The following is a 16,461-nucleotide window of genomic DNA, read 5'->3' on the forward strand; positions in this document are numbered from 1 at the left end:
AGGTCGGTGCCGATGTCCAGCGTTTCGCTCTCCCCACCCGCAGCCGTCCCCTCCGCCGCTATCAGTCGGGACGGCGCAAACCGCCGCGCCGTGCGGTATTGGCTCTATCTTGTGGCGCTAATCGTCTTTGCGCTGGTGGTCGTCGGCGGGGCGACGCGCCTTACCGAATCCGGCCTGTCGATCACCGAGTGGAAGCCGATTCACGGTGTCATTCCGCCGCTGTCGGAGGCGGAATGGCAGGAGGAGTTCGCGCTCTACCAGCAGATCCCGCAATATACCGAGCTGAACCAGGGCATGGAGCTTTCCGGCTTCAAGACGATCTATTGGTGGGAGTGGGCGCACCGGTTCCTCGCCCGCTTCGTCGGTCTCGTCTTTGCCTTGCCGCTCGCCTATTTCTGGATTGCGGGGCGCATCCCGCCGGGCCTTAAACCCAAGCTCGTCGGCATTCTGGCGCTTGGCGGTCTGCAAGGCGCGATCGGCTGGTGGATGGTCGCCTCCGGCCTCAGCCAGCGCACCGATGTCAGCCAGTATCGGCTCGCCGTGCACCTCACCACCGCTTGCTTGATCTTTACCGCGACACTGTGGGTCGCGCGTGGCCTCGCGCCGCACAGCAATGACGCTGCGCCGTCGCGGACCTCGATGCGTGCCGCCGGGATCATCCTCTTCCTGGCACTGCTGCAGATCTATCTCGGCGGGCTCGTCGCCGGTCTGAACGCCGGCCTGACCTTCAACACCTGGCCGCTGATGGACGGAAGCCTCGTGCCATCCGGCCTCTTCGCCATGCAGCCGGCCTGGCGCAACCTCTTCGAGAACGTGATGACGGTGCAGTTCGTGCACCGTCTCGGCGCCTATCTGCTGCTGGCGGTCGTGCTGATGCACGCCATCGCCTCCATCCGCCGGGCTCCGCGCACGACGCATGCGCGGCGGGCGGGCGTGTTGCTGGCCCTGGTTCTCGTCCAGGCCGGCCTCGGCATCACCACGCTGCTGCTGGCGGTGCCGATCGGCTGGGCCTTGCTCCACCAGGCCGGCGCGCTGGTCGTCCTCGCCTTCAGCGTCGCCCATGCCCGGGCGCTGAAAGGGCCGTATCCGGTCCGGGCCTGATCGGTTCGGATCGTCGCTCAGGCTGGCTAGACCGGGTTGAGCGCCTCGTGAGGGAAGGGTGGCAGGACGAGGCGGATCGCATCGCCCGGCGTGAGGCTGCCGCCGACGCGCACGACCGCCATGACACCGGCCTTGCGCACAAGTCCGCCCTCGGCATCCCGCCCGAGCGTTGCGGCCGTGAGGCCCTTCTCGTACGCGTCGAGCTGGGCGCAGGGATTGCGCAGCCCGGTTACTTCCACCACCGCTTCATCTCCGATGTGCAGAAGGGTGCCACGCGGCAGGCCCAAGAGGTCGACCCCGCGCGTCGTGATGTTCTCACCGAGCATGCCGGCAGAGACCGTAAAGCCCCCGGCGACAAGTTCATCCAGCAGTTCGCCGTGGATCAGATGGACCTGCCGGAGGTTCGGCTGCGTCGGGTCGACCTTGACCCGCGACCGGTGCTTTACTGTGACGCCGGCATGCGCGTCGCCTTCGACGCCGAGGCCTTCCAGCAAAGTGATGCTCGGGACCGTCGGCTTCGAGAAGGCATGCGTCGCATCAACTGCCACTGCTATCACCGTACCAGCGGCTTGTACCGCCGGTACCGGCTGCACGGCGGAGTCGGTCTTGTGGGTGCCGCTCACGGGAACAACGGCAGCTGTTCGATGCCAAGTGTCTCTTCCAGGCCGTAGGCGACGTTGAAGTTCTGGATGGCCTGGCCGGCCGATCCCTTCACCAGGTTGTCGAGGGTCGAGATGACGATCGCCCGGCCCGGGATGCGGTCGGGCACGACGTTGACGACGACATAGTTCGAGCCGCGCACCATCTGCGTCTGCGGCAGGACGCCTTCGCCGGCGACGGTGACGAAGGGCTCGTCGGCATAGGTATCAACCAACTGCTGGCGAAGGTCCGCCGCGGTCGTGCCTGCCGACAGCCGGACATAGCTCGTGCAGAGCTCGCCGCGGCTCATGGGGATGAGGTGCGGCGTGAAGTTGACGCGGAGGTCGGCGACATCGGCGGCCTTGCCGATTTCCTGCTCGATCTCCGCCATGTGGCGGTGCTTGCCGACGGCATAGGGGCTCATGCCCTCGCCGGCCTCGCAGAACAGGACGTTCTCCTTCGCGCTCCGGCCGGCGCCGGACACGCCGGACTTCGCGTCGATGACGATGTCCGTCACGTCGATCAGCCCGGCCTTGGCCAGGGGCAGCAGCGCCAGGAGCACGGCGGTGGGGTAGCAGCCGGGGCAAGCGATGAGGCGCGCGCTCGCGATGTCGGCGCGGTAGTGCTCGGTGAGGCCGTAGACGGCCTCCGGCTGGATGTCGGTGGCGACGTGGTCGAGCCCGTACCATTCCTTGTAGGCGGCGGGGTCGCGAAGCCGGAAGTCGGCCGACATGTCGATGATCTTCACATCGGGATAGCGCTCGAAGATGCCCTTGGTGATCGCCTGCGTCGTGCCGTGCGGCAGGCCGCAGAACACCGCGTCCACCGCGCCCCAGTCGGCGTCGTCGACCTTGACAAGATCTGGCAGCTCGATGTGCGAGAAGTGCGGGAAGACCGCCTTCATCGGCTTGCCGGCATGGCTGTTGGCGGTGAGCGCGGTAATCTCGATGCCGGGATGGCGGACGGCGAGGCGCACCAGATCGGCGCCGGTATAGCCGCTGGCGCCGAGGACGCCGATCCTGATCTTCTTCGCCATGCCATTCTCCATCGCAGCTATTTCAATCACTTGTCCCCGGCCGCGGAATCGTTTCGTCAGCCAGGTGAATCATTCTCTCAACTGAAAGGCAGGCAGGCTAAGCCTATCCTGCCTCCTGTTCCGCCAGGATCCCCAGCACATAGAGAGCCACGGTCGCGCCCGCCACCGCGGTGATGTCGGCATGGTCGAACGGCGGCGACACTTCCACCACGTCCGCGCCAACGATCGGCAGGTGCTTCAGCTTGTGCAGCACGGACAGCATCTTCGCGCTGGACGGGCCGCCGGCGACTGGCGTGCCGGTGCCGGGCGCGAAGGCGACGTCGAGGCAGTCGATGTCGAAGGTGAGGTAAACTTTCCGCCCCGCCGTCCGGGCGATGATGCGCTCGGCGATCGCAGCAGCCGTCAGGTCTTCCACCTGGTTGCCGTGGATGATTTCGAGGCCGAGCGTCTCCGGGGCGTGCGTGCGGATGCCGATCTGGATCGACGTGTCAACATCCACCAGCCCGTGCTTCACCGCCGCAGTCAGGAACGAGCCGTGGTCGACGCGCTCGCCAGCCACTGAATGCGCTAGTGGCCAGGTGTCCTGGTGCGCATCGAAATGGACCAGCGACAACGGTCCGTGCTTGGCGGCATGCGCCTGCAGGAGCGGCCAGGTGATCGAGTGGTCGCCGCCGAGCGTCAGCAAGAAGCCGGTCTCGGCCAGCAGGGCCTCGGCCTCCACGCGCATCAATTCATGCGCGGTCTCGGGCGTGCGGTAGTCGAGCAGGCAGTCGCCGTAGTCGACGACGCTGAGCTGTTCGAACAGGTCTCGGTGGAACGGGTATTGCGGATCATTGTCGAAGATCTGCGACGCCCGCCTGAGCGCCGAAGGACCGAAGCGGGTGCCCGGCCGGTTCGAGACGGACGCGTCGAAGGGAATGCCCCAGACAGTGACGTCGGCGCCCGCCGGCGTTTTCGTCAGCTTGCGCCGCATGAAGGAGGGAATGCCGGCATAGGTCGGGTCGCTCGCGGCGCCGAGGGCACCCGTTGCCGTGAAGGCGTTGTCGATCGATTTGGAAGCCATGGCAGATCCGATGATGCGCGTCAGTTGCGGCTGCCTAGCGCATCGGGCGGTCATATTGAAGGGCGGATCGCTTGCAGTCCGATGCGTCTGATCCAAACCGCCTGCGTTATTTTCGCTGTGGCCACGACAGCTTTTCGTGCAGGAACCGCACAATCGTCACCTCATCCTTCTCGATGCGATAGACGAGGATGAACGGGGTATCCGGAATAACGAGTTCTCGCGTCTCTGGCACACGTCCGCTTCGTGCGGAGTAGGGCAGGTCCGCCAAACGCCGTGTTGACGCCTGGACAATGTCGCCGATGGTGATGGCCGCTCGTGGATTCCGCTCGGAGATATACGCGATCTGCTTCCAGCGCTCCTGCTCCGCGCGCCTGGACCAGATGACCTTCATCCGAGCTTGCCGGCGATACGCTGCATCAGCTCCTGCCTTTGCGACGCCCACAGGCGCGAAACCTCCTCGTCAGAAACGAACTCCGCCCCCGGCTCCGCCATCTCACGCAAGCCCTCTTCGACTTGTTGTCTGAACCAGGCGTCGTATTCCGGAGTCTCGGCCTCGAACTGCAAGAATTCGTGGACCAGCTGTTCCAGCATGGCCGCGCGGCCGTAGCCCTTGGTCGCGGCGAGGGCGTCGAAGGCGGCGAGCGCCTCGTCGTCGAGATCGACGGTGAAGGTCACGCTGGGCATGCGCTTCTCCTTGTTCGCGTCGGGCGAGGATAGCACCGGTCGTTACCAGGGAGAACACGGTGTTCGCTCAGCCGGACAAGGGTGGTCCTCTCGCCAAGCCCGCTTGGGTCCGCCCATAGGAAAAGGGCCGGCATTGCTGCCGGCCCTTCCAAAGGCATTGTCCAGGAATGCGAAGCTTAGCGCTTCGAGAACTGGAACGAACGACGGGCCTTGGCCTTGCCGTACTTCTTGCGCTCGACGACGCGGCTGTCGCGGGTCAGGAAGCCACCCTTCTTGAGCACGGCGCGCAGGCCCGGCTCGTAATAGGTGAGGGCCTTCGAGATGCCATGACGGACGGCACCGGCCTGGCCGGACAGACCGCCGCCGGCGACGGTGGCGACGATGTCGAACTGGCCGTCACGGGCCGCGGCGACGATCGGCTGGCGCAGCACCATCTGCAGCACGGGACGGGCGAAATAGGCCGCGAATTCCTTGCCGTTGATGGTGATCTTGCCGGAGCCCGGCTTGACCCAGACGCGGGCGACCGCGTCCTTGCGCTTGCCGGTGGCATAGGCGCGGCCAAGCTGGTCGATCTTCTGGACGTGGACCGGGGCTTCGACGAGCGTGTCGACCGTGCCGAGGCTCTGCAGCGAATTCAGATCGGCCATTATGCAGCCCTCCGGTTCTTTGGATTCATCGCGCCGACGTCGAGCGCCTCTGGCGTCTGGGCGACATGCGGATGCTCGGAACCGGCGTAAACGCGCAGGTTCTTCAGCTGCTGGCGGCCAAGCGGGCCCTCGGGAAGCATGCGCTCCACGGCCTTCTCGACGACGCGCTCCGGGAAGCGGCCTTCGAGGATCTGCCGCGCCTTGCGCTGCTTGATGCCGCCGATGAAGCCGGTGTGCCAGTAGTAGGTCTTGTCGGTGAACTTCTTGCCGGTGAACACCACCTTGTCGGCATTGATCACGATGACATTGTCACCGTCGTCGATGTGCGGGGTGAAGGTCGGCTTGTGCTTGCCACGAAGGCGGAGGGCGATGATGGAAGCGAGGCGGCCGACGACGAGTCCTTCGGCGTCGATCACGATCCACTTCTTCACCACCGTCTCGTTCTTCTGCGAGAAGGTTTTCATGGGGTCTACCCTTGGATGAGCGGCGATGCGGCAATCCGGGGGACCGCCAAACGAAAAGCGCGGCCCGGGGGCCGCTCTCTGTGACGGGTGTGTAACGACAGGGGGCACTTTGGTCAAGATGGCTAAATGCGGCCCGAGACAAGCATAAGTCAGCAAAATCAATAATTTGATATGTGAGGTACTATAGTACCGTAAACAATTGTGGCGCCTGGTGACGGGATTCGCCGGCTGGCTCCCCCCCGGCGGGAGTGGGGCAGTGCCATTGGCGGGCGGGATCGTCTAGAACGATCCGACGACACCAGCATGCGAGACCGCCGATATGGCCGATATCCTGTCCCATCCGAAGACGGCGACGCCACCCGTCGCAATTGCCCGGCCGCCGGGAATTCACCGCATCGTCCTGTCGAACCCGCCGGCCAATGCGCTGTCGATGGCAACGATGGCGGCGCTGATCGAGGCGCTGGCGGCGGCAGCCGAGGACCCGGCCTGCCGGGTCGTGGTGATCGCCGCCACCGGTTCGGTGTTCTCCGCCGGCCACGACCTCAAGGAGTTGACCGCCCACCGAGGGGACGCGGATGGCGGGGAGGCGTTCTTCGCCGCGGCGATGGCGCGCTGCGCCGAGCTGATGCAGGCGATCGTGCACCATCCCCGGCCCGTCATCGCGGAGGTCGCAGGGCTCGCCACGGCCGCGGGCTGCCAGCTCGTCGCCAGCTGCGACCTCGCCATCGCCTCGGAAGAAGCGGCGTTCTGCACGCCGGGCGTCAACATCGGCCTGTTCTGCTCGACGCCCGCCGTCGCGCTGTCGCGCAACATGGCGCCGAAGCACGCGATGGAAATGCTGCTGACCGGCGAGACCATCGACGCCCGCTCGGCGCGCGATTTTGGCCTGGTCAACCGCGTCGTGCCGCCGGAATACCTCTCCACCATCGTGCAGAAATACGCCAACACCATCGCCTCGAAATCGCCACTGGCCGTATCGCTGGGCAAGGCGGCGTTCTACCGCCAGGCGGGGCTCCCGCTGGCGGAAGCCTATGCCCATGCCGCCGGTGTCATGGTCGAGAACCTTCTCGCCCGCGATGCCGGCGAGGGCATCGGCGCCTTCCTGGAGAAGCGACTGCCGGTCTGGACAGGCGAATGAGCGGGCCGTTGCACGACGGCGGATCCTCGGATGATCCGGCCAGCCTTGCCAGCGTCACCGCTGGCCTCGTCAGCGACCGGGCAGGCATCGCGGCTCTTCTCGCAGGCGTGAAGGTGATCGCCCTCGTCGGAGCCAGTCCGAACGAGGCGCGGCCTTCCTACGGGGTGATGAAATTTCTTCTGTCCCGTGGCTACCGCGTCATTCCCGTCAATCCGGGGCAGGCGGGCAAGACCCTTCTGGGCGAGACCTGCCACGCGACCCTTGCCGACATCCCCGAGCCGGTCGACATGGTCGACATCTTTCGGGCAAGCGAGGCAGTGCCGGGCATTGTCGACGAGGCCCTCGCGCTCGTGCCGCAACCGCGGGTGATCTGGACTCAGCTTGGCGTCCGGCACGACGCGGCGGCGGCGAAAGCGGTGGCTGCAGGAATGGCGGTGGTCATGGACCACTGCCCGAAGATCGAGCTGCTTCGCTAGCTGCCTGCAGAGATTTGTTGGCATCGTCCGCCGCAAAAGGTCTCGACGAAAGCACCGCGCCGTCGCCCGACCGCCCGCGACACCGTTGACGGCGACCGGTTTTCCTGAGGACGAACCGGCGGACGGGCTTCCCCGATGCCGGCAGATTGGGCTTTGTCCCTTGGCGTGCCGGAGTCACACTGGCGGTCGCGAAAACCAGGGAGGATTTCATGAGCTCGACACCCGGCTTCGATACGCTGGCCGTGCATGCCGGCGCCCAGCCCGATCCCGCCACCGGCGCGCGCGCCACGCCGATCTACCAGACCACGTCCTTCGTGTTCGACGATGTCGACCACGCCGCCGCGCTGTTCGGCCTGCAGCAGTTCGGCAATATCTACACGCGGATCATGAACCCCACGCAGGCAGTGCTCGAGGAGCGGGTTGCCGCGCTCGAGGGTGGTACGGCGGCGCTCGCCGTCGCCTCCGGCCATGCCGCGCAGCTTCTGGTGTTTCATGCGCTGATGCGGCCCGGCGATGCCTTCGTCGCCTCGCGCCGGCTCTATGGCGGGTCGATCAACCAGTTCGCTCATTCGTTCAAGGCCTTCGACTGGCACGTTGCCTGGGCCGACCCGTCGGACATCTCGACCTTCGAGGCCGCAATCACCGACCGGACGCAGGCGTTCTTCATCGAATCGATCGCCAATCCCGGCGGCGTCGTGGTCGACATTGCGGGGATCGCCGAGATCGCGCACCGGCACGGCCTGCCACTCATCGTCGACAACACACTGGCCAGTCCCTACCTCTGCCGCCCGCTGGAGCACGGCGCCGATATCGTCGTCCACTCGCTGACCAAATTCATGGGTGGGCACGGCAATTCCATGGGCGGCGCGATCGTCGACGGCGGCACCTTCGACTGGTCCGCCAGCGACCGCTATCCCGTGCTGTCGACGCCGCGACCGGAATATAACGGCCTCGTCCTGCACGAGAGCTTTGGCAATTTCGCCTTCGCCATTGCCTGCCGCGTGCTGGGCCTGCGCGATCTCGGTCCCTCGATCTCGCCGTTCAACGCCTTCATGATCCTCACCGGTATCGAGACCTTACCGCTGCGCATGCAGCGCCATTGCGACAACGCGCTGGCGGTGGCGGAGTATCTGTCGGGCCACGACAAGGTCGGCTGGGTTTCCTATGCCGGCTTGGCTTCCGACCCCGGTCACGCGCTGATGCAGACCTATTGCCCGAAAGGCGCGGGCGCGGTGCTGACCTTCGGGATGAAGGGCGGCTACGCGGCTGGTGTCACTTTTGTGGAGTCGCTGGAGCTGTTCTCGCACCTTGCCAATATCGGCGACACGCGCTCGCTGGTGATCCATCCAGCGTCGACCACGCACAAGCAGCTCAGCGACGAGCAGAAAGTGACTGCCGGGGCCGGTCCGGATGTCGTGCGGCTGTCGGTCGGGATCGAGAGCATCGAGGACATCATCGCCGACCTCGCGCAGGCGCTAGCGCGGACTTGACGCCCGCGACGTCCTATCCGTTTGCCGGCAGGCGGCGTAAACGCCGCCAGGCCGACATCAGGCGCTCGGCATAAATGCCAAGAACGCTGGCCACGACAATGTTGGCGGCGAAGAAGGCGAGGAAGGAAAGCACTGCCTGACCCGTCATGGCGACTGTCCCGCTTGGGAGAAGGCCTTTCTTCTAGCCACTGAGCCTTGCTTGCGGCTGACGCTGCGGGAGATGTGAGGAGTTTTGATGAAACTTATGATGTTCGACCAGACCAGCGTCGCCGCGGTCTCCGATGCGCCCCCCGCCGAAAGGGTTCTCAGCGGTGAACCGCGGACCCGAACCTGGAACCTCGAGGACGACGGCGCCGGCCTCTACGCCGGGATCTGGGAAGCCACGCCCGGCGAGTGGGCGGTCGAATACACCGAGTGGGAGTTCTGCCACATCATCTCGGGTCATTCGGTGCTGACACCGGAGAAGGGGCCTGCACAGATGGTCCGAGCCGGCGACAGCTTCGTCATCCCGCGCGGTTTCAAGGGAACCTGGACGGTAATCGAGACGACGGTTAAGCACTACGTGATCAAGGAGTAGGCGGCGGCGCCGTCGTAGTCAGCTTTGCCAACTTCACCCCGACAGCAGAACGCCCGCCTTTGAGGGGCGGGCGTTCTCTTAAAAAACTAGCTGGCTTAGCGCTCGACTTCGATCAGGATCTCGTTGCGCTTCAGGAAGCCCGGGGTCCACGGCGGGTTGTAGAAGGCATATTCCGGATCGCCCTTCTGCGTCAGGTTCTCGTCCGCGATGTAGTTGTAGAGCAGCATCAGCTTTTTGGACGCGAGCGTCGCAGAGAAGTTGCCGTTGAAGCGGATGGCGACGACGCGCTTGGACGGCACTTCCTTCAGCTTGACGTCGTCCGACGCCGGGGCCGGCAAGGTCGCGACTGTGTGCTTCTTCGGCATAACGAAGCGAATGGCCCAGCCCTTCGTCTGGCCTTCGTTCTCGGACAACTGCTGGAGGACCGGCGAGGTCATCGGAATTTTCTTGCCATTGCGGTTGTTGGCAAAGATGTAGTCCGCCAGCGTCTCGAAACCGATCCGGCGCGCCTTCTCGTGATAGCCGCTCTTGATCGTCTCGGCCACGACCATGCCGTCATAGTCGCGGACCTCAATGTCGCCGTCGTTGCGGACGGTATCGTAGTCCGGCTCTTCGGTATGATCGGCCACCTTCTTGGTGACGAAATAGGCTGCGCCTGCCAGGGCCAGGACGCCGCCGCCGATCAGGACCGTCGACAGGCCCGGGCGCTGCCGCAGGAAATCAAGGCCCTGCTGCGCCTGCATGCCGCGGCGAAAGCTCTGCGAGCGCGGCAGGCGCGGGTCAGGAAGGCTGCGCGACAGGCTGGAGAGGCGTGATGTCGGGATCCGGCTGGCGATGCCCGACAGCGCACCGCCGACTTCCGGCAGGCGTTCGCGGACGGATCGGTAGGAGCTGCGCGCATCATCAGCGCTCGGCACCGACCAGTTGGTCAGGAAGTCCGGGAGATATCGGGAAGACGAATGACCCGGCAGGTTGCGCTGGATCGAGCGGCGGAAACGCTCGGCGGTCGACGGGGTGAAGCGGTCGACGACCTGCTGCTCAAGTTCGACGATCTTGTCGCCAATATCGCCGATCGCGTCATGGATACGGTCGTAGGCGCTGGACTTGTCGCGGAACATAGGCATCTCCTGGAAAGCACGGCGAACGTTCGGTGGTGCGCCGCAAATAAATGAGCCCGGCCTCCGGCCCGGCATGGTGCGCTCATAACGCCGAGCCCGCGGCGATGGTTGCGCGTCCTCGCGGTATCGACGGCCGCACCGAGAGCGGGTGGGGGCCGTCGCGAGCGAGTTTTCGAGGGTTCTCTGTGCAGTGCAACCTTTCCCGGCCGAGAAGCTTATAGCGGCATCAGTTTCTTCATGGACTGATACTCCAGACAAGACTTCAGGGCGGCCTCCGAGCCGCCCCTTTTTTTGTCCGTTCTTTCCGCGCCGTTCCGATGCCATCGGCGCCTTGTGGGAAGCGCATCGTTACAGCCTTTCGAAAGGCCTTGCCCATGCTACTGATGGCGTGGGCACCGCGGGTTTTACGTGGAGGAAGACATGCGAAAGACGGGTTGGATTGTCTTTGCGGTTGTGCTGGCGGCGTCGTCGCCAGCGTGGGCCATCAGCATCGACAAGGATATCGATACCGACGTTCCCGCCCCCAAGGTCTGGGCGACCGTCGGCGACTTCTGCGGGATCGGCAGCTGGCACCCGGCAGTCGAGAAATGCGTCGAGAGCGAGAAGAACGGCGTCGCCGTTCGCACGCTGACCTTGGCCGGTGGCGGCGGGACTCTCGTCGAGGAACTCGTGAGCCGCGACGACAAAAAGATGACCTACACCTACAAGATCGTCGACGGGCCGCTGCCGGTCGCCAACTACCAGTCGACGCTGACGGTCGAAGCCGATGCTGACGGCGAGGAGACCGAGGTCAGCTGGACCGGCACCTTCGACGCCAAGGGCGCCAGCGATGCCGAGGCCGAAAAGGTGATCACCGGCATCTACGAGTCCGGTTTGAAAGCGCTGGTCGAGAAGGCGGCGAAGTAGCCCCTGTCGATCGGCTAAGATGCGTTCGCTACCCCGGCACCAATGACGAGGCCGGGGTAGCATGACTGCCGGCAAGCTGCCGCAGCCAGCAGAGGCATGCAACGAGTGGACGCTCACACCGGATCGTTGTTTCCTCTAGACTGCATAAGAGATGTAATACTTTCGTCTAGAGACATCTAAAATTTTCAGTATCGTCTGTATACAGCCGACTAAACGATCAGTCGCCTTTTTGACGCAAGTCTTAAGTGATCTGTAAGATCGCCTGAGTAACCTGATTTGGCTTCCGGAAGTGCGCGGTTGGCTGTCGGGAAGCGTCCCGTTACCCGACATCACCACGGCCTGACAGCATCCTTTCAATCCGTACTGCCCCTGGCAGTAATTTGGGATCGGGTCGGCCATGCGGTTCTCCAGCGCCAGCGAAGCCATCCGCGAGCGGAAGTTCGAGCTGGCCTACGCCATGGGCGGTGTGGCGCTCGGGGTCCTGTTTTCGGTGACGAGCCTTGCCGTCGACATGCAGGTGCGGAGCTGGCGGGGCATGGATGGCAGCCTTGAGGCGACGTTCGCATCCAGCCTGATGCACAGCCTGGCACTGATCTCGCCGCTGATCATCGGCCGCATCTTCTACTCCATCGGCAAGCACTACCGCCGGGTGCGCGAGCAGATGCGCCAGCTGACGCAGACCGAACAGTGGATGCGCGCGCAGGCTCACCGCGACGCCGTGACCGGCCTGTTCAACCGCGCCCATCTGACCCGCACGCTGGAGGAGGGGCTTGCGACCCGGACCTGGGAGGACCGGGGCGCGCTCCTCTACATGCTCGACCTCGACGATTTCAAGCACATCAACGACACCTTCGGCCACCGGGCCGGCGACATGGTGCTGGAGGAGGTCGGACGGCGCCTGATCGCAGTGTCCGGACCGGACGATATCGCCGTTCGCCTCGGGGGTGACGAGTTCATCCTCGTGCACTTCCCCTCGGACGACGAGGCCGAACCCGGTCTCTTCGCGGAGAAGCTTTTGGCTGCTGTGACGCGCGAAATGGCGGTGGAGGACACCAGGATCCAGCCGAACACCTCGATTGGGATCGCCCGCGTCGGTGTCGACGGCAGCACCTGGTCGGAGGTGATGCGCTCGGCCGACGTCGCGCTCTACCAGGCCAAGCTCAGCCCGCAATCCTGCTACTGCATCTTCCTGCCGGAAATGAAGGCGCGCAAGGACGACGAGACCATGCTGGAGGCCGAGATGCGCGCCGGCATCGACCGTGGAGAGTTCGAACTTCACTACCAGCCGATCTACGGCACCAAGAGCGAGGTCATCCGATCCTTCGAGGCGCTGGTCCGCTGGAACCATCCGGTGCGCGGCTTCATGTCGCCGATCGATTTCATCCCGCTGGCGGAGAGCTCGGGCCTCATCGTCCGCCTCGGGCGACATATTCTGCGAGAGGCCTGCAAGACCGCAGCAAACTGGCCGAAGCCGATCGGCATCGGCGTCAACCTGTCGCCGGTCCAGTTCAAGGATGCCAACCTCGTCGACCATGTCGAGGCGGCGCTGGCCGAAAGCGGCCTCGCGCCGGGGCGGCTCGATCTCGAGATCACCGAATCGCTGCTGCTGGAATCCTCGCACCGTGTCCGCACCGCGATGGACCGCCTCCGGGCCCTCGGCGTGCGCATCACCATGGACGATTTCGGGACCGGCTTCTCGAGCCTCTCCAACCTCCGCCATTTCCGGTTCGACCGGCTGAAGATCGACCGTTCTTTCACGCGGGACGTCGCCGACAGTTCGGAGGATGCGGAGATCGTTCGCACCATCGTGCGCCTGTCGCAGGCGCTGAAGATGGAGACCATTCTGGAAGGCGTGGAGACGGTCAGCCAGCGTGATTTCGCGCGGGAGGAAGGGCTGACCGAGGTTCAGGGCTTCTATTACGCCCGGCCGATGACCTCGGGCGATGTCGATAAGCTGCTGGCCGCTCCTTTGGACCCGCGTCAGGATGTCTGCGCGGCCTGAACGCCGCTCATTCGGCCCTTTCCCAGACGAAAAAAAAGGGACACCGCGAACGGAGCCCCTTCTGGATTTTGCGAGCCGGCCTTGCGCCGTATGAGGCTTAGTCGAGCGAGGCGCGCACCATCACCGCTTCGGCTTCGCCGACGGTGAGCACGTCACCATCGCGGCTGATCTCGATTTCGCGCGGCGCCTTGCCGGCTTCCGACGGGATCGACACGGTCACGGCCTGGCCATCGGCCAAGGTCGCGACGAAGCGAACAGGTGCAGCGCCTTCGGCAGCGCTCATGGTCGCCACAACACGGAAGCCACCAGCTTCCTGCGTGTAATAGACGACGCCGGTGGCGTCCTCGAGAACGACGCTCTTGGCGGTCATCGGCTTCACGTCAGCAGCCTGTGCGGCGCCGGCGGTCAGGATCGCGGCAAGCGCGAGGAGGGTGGTCTTGGTCATCTCTACGTCCTTCAAGAAGAATTAATCATCCTCCGACGCGAGATATAATCGGCTTCGCTGCACTGCACAATACGACTAGCCATGCGTTTGCGGCATGTCTGCATTGTCCAGTCAGATCAGCAGTTTGTCCGATAAGTTTTACTGTTGCAGTGCAGTAAGTAATGCTTAGTCCAGAAGAACTCTTGGCTCATGCCGGCCCTTCATCGGAAAATCCAGCAAGAAGGTCTTTCCCGCCGCCGGCTCCGCTGCGATCTCCGCCTCGCTCATGCCTTCACGGGCAGAGGTCACCAGCATGCGATCCGCCTTCGCCCCGACGAAGAGCGGGCAGGTCGGCCGGCTGGCGGGCAGCGCGATGGTGCGCAGCCGCTCCCCCGCGGGGCTGTAGGCATCGAGGCAAGCGCTGCCCCAGCGTGCATTCCAGATCACCCCCTCGGCGTCGATCACCGCGCCGTCGAGCCCGCCTTCCTGGCCACGATGGTCATAAAGCGGCACCGCCTCGCCGATCGGCTCGCCGGTCGTCGGCTCTGTCGGCACGCGCATCAGCAGGCCGACCGCAGTATCGGTGAAGTAGGCCGTTGTCCCGTCGGCGGTGAAGCAGATGGCATTGGGAATGCTGATGCCGGCGTAGAGCTTTGTCACTTCGCCGCGATAGAAGCGGTAGATCGAGCCCGCGCCCTTCTCGGCGTTAAGGCCCATGGTGCCGATCCACAGCGCGCCGGAGGGATGTACGCGGCCGTCGTTCGACCGGGTCCGCTGATTGTCGTCCTCGAGCCGGGTGTGCCGCGCCATCGCGCCGCTGGCGATGTCCCGGACGTAGAGCCCGTCCTCGGTCGCCACCAATTGCCGTTTGTCGTCGATGAAGGCGAGCTGGCTACCCTTGAAGGGCAGGGGATGCAGCACCGTCTCGCCGGTGGCGAAGCGATGCTCCAGCATCGTCTTCTCCAGGATGTCGAACCACCAGGCGGTGTCGCTGGCGACGTCGTAGGTCGGTCCTTCGCCGAGATGGCAGGAATGATCCGACAGGATCGCCGTCGCGACGCTCTCGCCTTTGACGCCGCTCACGCTGCGAATGCTTCGTCATAGGCGGCGATCGCCGCCTTGCCGCGGGCCACCACCTCGGCGGCGGGCATGCCGACCTTGTAGAGGCTGGACCCCAGCCCGAAGGTCCGCACGCCGATCTTGCCGAAAGCGGAAAAGTCCGCATCCGACACGCCCCCGACGACGCCGATTGGAACGGTCTTCGGCAGCACGGCCATCATCGCCTGAATGCCGCCAATGCCGATCGCGCCAGCCGGGAAGAATTTCAGCGCCGAGGCGCCGGCATCGATCGCGGCGAAAGCCTCCGTCGGGGTGAACACTCCCGGCATCGTCACCATGCCATGCCCGGCCGCCCGACGGATTACCGTGGGGTTGACGTTCGGGCTGACGAGGATACGCCCGCCGGCATCGTTCAGCCGGTCGACCGCCTCGGGCGTCAGCACCGTGCCGCCGCCGATGAGGACACCGGCCGGCGCCATCTTGGCGGCGATTTCGATCGAGCGGAACGGCTCCGGCGAGTTCAGCGGGATCTCGATGGCCTCAAAGCCGATCTCGATCAGGCCGCCGACGGTCGCCTCGACCTCCTCGGGCTTCAAGCCGCGCAGGATGGCGACCAGAGCGCGCTTCAGCGGCGGCCAGGCGACGTGCGGGATCTCGGTCATGGTCAGTCCTTGAAGGTGCCGAAGCAATGGCGGGCGGCGGCGATGAGGCCCTTGCGGACGGCGCTGTCCGCATCGGCTTCCGTGGTGGTGAAGCCGGCGAGGGGGAGCGCCGCGAGGTAGAGATCGCGCAGCGGTCCGGAGGCGGCGAGCGTCACCGAGGTCCGGCCGGGATAGAGTGCCTTGGCGCCGGCAAGTTCCAGGCCGATGACGAGGCCCGAGAGTCGCGATCTCGTCTCGGTTGGCGTCGCCGTGCCGAACAGGCCGCTCGCCCGCAGCGAGAACAGACGGTTGAGGATCGCCGCCGGGGTCTCCAGGCTGGCGGCGACGCCCGAGGCAAACGCTGCCCGCTCGGCGATGACGTCAGCGGCGGGGTCGATGCTGTGGCGCAGGATCGAGTGCTCGCTGACGAGAGCGAACATCTCGCCGGTCATGAAGGTCGAGAAGCCCGAGATCCGGCCGCTGCCCGCCTCGACCCATTTCGAATGCGTGCCGGGCAGGCACAGGAGGCCTTCGAGCCCGAGGCCCATGACCTGCGTCTCCTCGCCGCGGATCACGTCGTCGGCAAGGCCAGCCGACCGCGCACGCTGCGCGACGCCCGGCAGAATTCGCACGTCGCGGGCGATGCCGGGGACCCGGATGGCGCCGCGGGTGATGGCGGCCAGGTCGGCCGGCGCGTCGACATAGGGCGCCTCGATCCAGCCCTGGCGCGCGCCTGCCATGCCGCAGACGATGACCGGCAGGTCCGCCGGCGCCTCCAGCGCGGCGAGATGGGCCTCCAGGATCGGCGCGAAACCCTCGCCCGCTGCGGCGGCCTGCATGCCCTCGCGGCTGCGGCGTTCGCCGAGAACGCCGCCGTTGACATCGAGCAGCCAGAGGCGGAACCCGGAGGTTCCCCAGTCGACGGCGGCGCAGAAGGCGGTGTCGGGTATGGTCATCAGGCGTCTCGTTGTTGCAGGCGTTTGTGCGTGAAAAGGG

The 16,461-nt window shown here is 65.3% G+C and carries 20 protein-coding genes; 7 read left to right on the forward strand and 13 right to left on the reverse strand.

The window, feature by feature from the left end; translation table 11 throughout:
* The first annotated feature begins 12 nt into the window (after positions 1–12).
* The gene (locus tag ACZLZY_RS01600; RefSeq protein ID WP_472931656.1) at positions 13–1,101 is read left to right on the forward strand and encodes a COX15/CtaA family protein; all 1,089 of its coding nucleotides are present in this window, start codon (positions 13–15) and stop codon (positions 1,099–1,101) included.
* A 26-nt stretch (positions 1,102–1,127) separates the two neighbouring features.
* Here the strand turns inward: ACZLZY_RS01600 and ACZLZY_RS01605 are convergent, their stop codons facing one another.
* From ACZLZY_RS01605 to rplM, 7 genes are all read right to left on the reverse strand, one after another.
* Complete coding sequence (locus tag ACZLZY_RS01605; protein ID WP_472931946.1) at positions 1,128–1,694, reverse strand: MOSC domain-containing protein; 567 nt, start codon at positions 1,692–1,694, stop codon at positions 1,128–1,130.
* A 26-nt stretch (positions 1,695–1,720) separates the two neighbouring features.
* Complete coding sequence (argC, locus tag ACZLZY_RS01610) at positions 1,721–2,776, reverse strand: N-acetyl-gamma-glutamyl-phosphate reductase (RefSeq protein WP_472931658.1); 1,056 nt, start codon at positions 2,774–2,776, stop codon at positions 1,721–1,723.
* A 103-nt stretch (positions 2,777–2,879) separates the two neighbouring features.
* A complete protein-coding gene (gene speB / locus ACZLZY_RS01615; RefSeq protein ID WP_472931659.1) occupies positions 2,880–3,839 on the reverse strand; it encodes an agmatinase in 960 nt (319 codons plus the stop codon).
* 106 nt (positions 3,840–3,945) lie between these two features.
* Positions 3,946–4,230: a type II toxin-antitoxin system RelE/ParE family toxin gene (locus tag ACZLZY_RS01620; RefSeq protein ID WP_472931660.1), complete on the reverse strand. Its 285-nt coding sequence runs from the start codon at positions 4,228–4,230 to the stop codon at positions 3,946–3,948.
* Positions 4,227–4,523 (reverse strand): hypothetical protein, encoded by a 297-nt coding sequence (locus tag ACZLZY_RS01625; protein WP_472931661.1) that lies wholly within the window; start codon positions 4,521–4,523, stop codon positions 4,227–4,229. The genes ACZLZY_RS01620 and ACZLZY_RS01625 overlap by 4 nt, the downstream gene beginning before the upstream one ends.
* Before the next feature lie 176 nt (positions 4,524–4,699).
* Positions 4,700–5,170 carry a 30S ribosomal protein S9 gene (rpsI, locus tag ACZLZY_RS01630; RefSeq protein WP_472931662.1) on the reverse strand — a complete coding sequence of 157 codons (471 nt, stop codon included), beginning with the start codon at positions 5,168–5,170 and terminating at the stop codon, positions 4,700–4,702.
* Entirely contained in the window at positions 5,170–5,634 is a 465-nt protein-coding gene (rplM, locus tag ACZLZY_RS01635; protein WP_472931664.1) for a 50S ribosomal protein L13, read from the reverse strand. Before rplM ends, rpsI begins: the two co-directional genes overlap by 1 nt.
* A gap of 319 nt (positions 5,635–5,953) precedes the next feature.
* Between rplM and ACZLZY_RS01640 the strand changes: the two genes are divergently transcribed.
* The 3 genes from ACZLZY_RS01640 (at position 5,954) to ACZLZY_RS01650 (ending at position 8,738) form a co-directional block, all read left to right on the forward strand.
* The gene (locus ACZLZY_RS01640) at positions 5,954–6,772 is read left to right on the forward strand and encodes an enoyl-CoA hydratase (protein WP_472931665.1); all 819 of its coding nucleotides are present in this window, start codon (positions 5,954–5,956) and stop codon (positions 6,770–6,772) included.
* Positions 6,773–6,858: 86 nt separating this feature from the next.
* Positions 6,859–7,248 carry a CoA-binding protein gene (locus ACZLZY_RS01645; RefSeq protein WP_472931947.1) on the forward strand — a complete coding sequence of 130 codons (390 nt, stop codon included), beginning with the start codon at positions 6,859–6,861 and terminating at the stop codon, positions 7,246–7,248.
* 209 nt (positions 7,249–7,457) lie between these two features.
* On the forward strand, positions 7,458–8,738 hold the full coding sequence (locus ACZLZY_RS01650) for an O-acetylhomoserine aminocarboxypropyltransferase (protein WP_472931666.1): 1,281 nt from the start codon (positions 7,458–7,460) through the stop codon (positions 8,736–8,738).
* Positions 8,739–8,751: 13 nt separating this feature from the next.
* Here the strand turns inward: ACZLZY_RS01650 and ACZLZY_RS01655 are convergent, their stop codons facing one another.
* Complete coding sequence (locus ACZLZY_RS01655) at positions 8,752–8,886, reverse strand: hypothetical protein (protein WP_472931667.1); 135 nt, start codon at positions 8,884–8,886, stop codon at positions 8,752–8,754.
* Between the two features lie 87 nt (positions 8,887–8,973).
* Between ACZLZY_RS01655 and ACZLZY_RS01660 the strand changes: the two genes are divergently transcribed.
* A complete protein-coding gene (locus tag ACZLZY_RS01660; protein ID WP_472931668.1) occupies positions 8,974–9,315 on the forward strand; it encodes a cupin domain-containing protein in 342 nt (113 codons plus the stop codon).
* 95 nt (positions 9,316–9,410) lie between these two features.
* Here ACZLZY_RS01660 and ACZLZY_RS01665 read toward each other — a convergent pair whose 3' ends face one another.
* Complete coding sequence (locus tag ACZLZY_RS01665; RefSeq protein ID WP_472931669.1) at positions 9,411–10,433, reverse strand: SOUL family heme-binding protein; 1,023 nt, start codon at positions 10,431–10,433, stop codon at positions 9,411–9,413.
* Positions 10,434–10,853: 420 nt separating this feature from the next.
* Here ACZLZY_RS01665 and ACZLZY_RS01670 point away from each other — a divergent pair, with 420 nt between their 5' ends.
* Both ACZLZY_RS01670 and ACZLZY_RS01675 read left to right on the forward strand, forming a co-directional pair.
* Entirely contained in the window at positions 10,854–11,339 is a 486-nt protein-coding gene (locus ACZLZY_RS01670) for an SRPBCC family protein (protein ID WP_472931671.1), read from the forward strand.
* 397 nt (positions 11,340–11,736) lie between these two features.
* Entirely contained in the window at positions 11,737–13,341 is a 1,605-nt protein-coding gene (locus ACZLZY_RS01675) for a putative bifunctional diguanylate cyclase/phosphodiesterase (RefSeq protein ID WP_472931672.1), read from the forward strand.
* Between the two features lie 97 nt (positions 13,342–13,438).
* Here ACZLZY_RS01675 and ACZLZY_RS01680 read toward each other — a convergent pair whose 3' ends face one another.
* The 4 genes from ACZLZY_RS01680 to ACZLZY_RS01695 form a co-directional block, all read right to left on the reverse strand.
* The gene (locus tag ACZLZY_RS01680) at positions 13,439–13,786 is read right to left on the reverse strand and encodes a hypothetical protein (RefSeq protein ID WP_472931673.1); all 348 of its coding nucleotides are present in this window, start codon (positions 13,784–13,786) and stop codon (positions 13,439–13,441) included.
* 165 nt (positions 13,787–13,951) lie between these two features.
* Positions 13,952–14,848 carry an SMP-30/gluconolactonase/LRE family protein gene (locus ACZLZY_RS01685; RefSeq protein WP_472931674.1) on the reverse strand — a complete coding sequence of 299 codons (897 nt, stop codon included), beginning with the start codon at positions 14,846–14,848 and terminating at the stop codon, positions 13,952–13,954.
* Positions 14,845–15,486: a 2-dehydro-3-deoxy-6-phosphogalactonate aldolase gene (locus ACZLZY_RS01690; protein WP_472931676.1), complete on the reverse strand. Its 642-nt coding sequence runs from the start codon at positions 15,484–15,486 to the stop codon at positions 14,845–14,847. Before ACZLZY_RS01690 ends, ACZLZY_RS01685 begins: the two co-directional genes overlap by 4 nt.
* Positions 15,487–15,488: 2 nt before the next feature.
* Positions 15,489–16,421 (reverse strand): 2-dehydro-3-deoxygalactonokinase, encoded by a 933-nt coding sequence (locus ACZLZY_RS01695; protein WP_472931677.1) that lies wholly within the window; start codon positions 16,419–16,421, stop codon positions 15,489–15,491.
* Between the last annotated feature and the right edge of the window lie 40 nt (positions 16,422–16,461).

The sequence above is a fragment of the Mesocryomonas lacus genome (genome assembly GCF_055730135.2).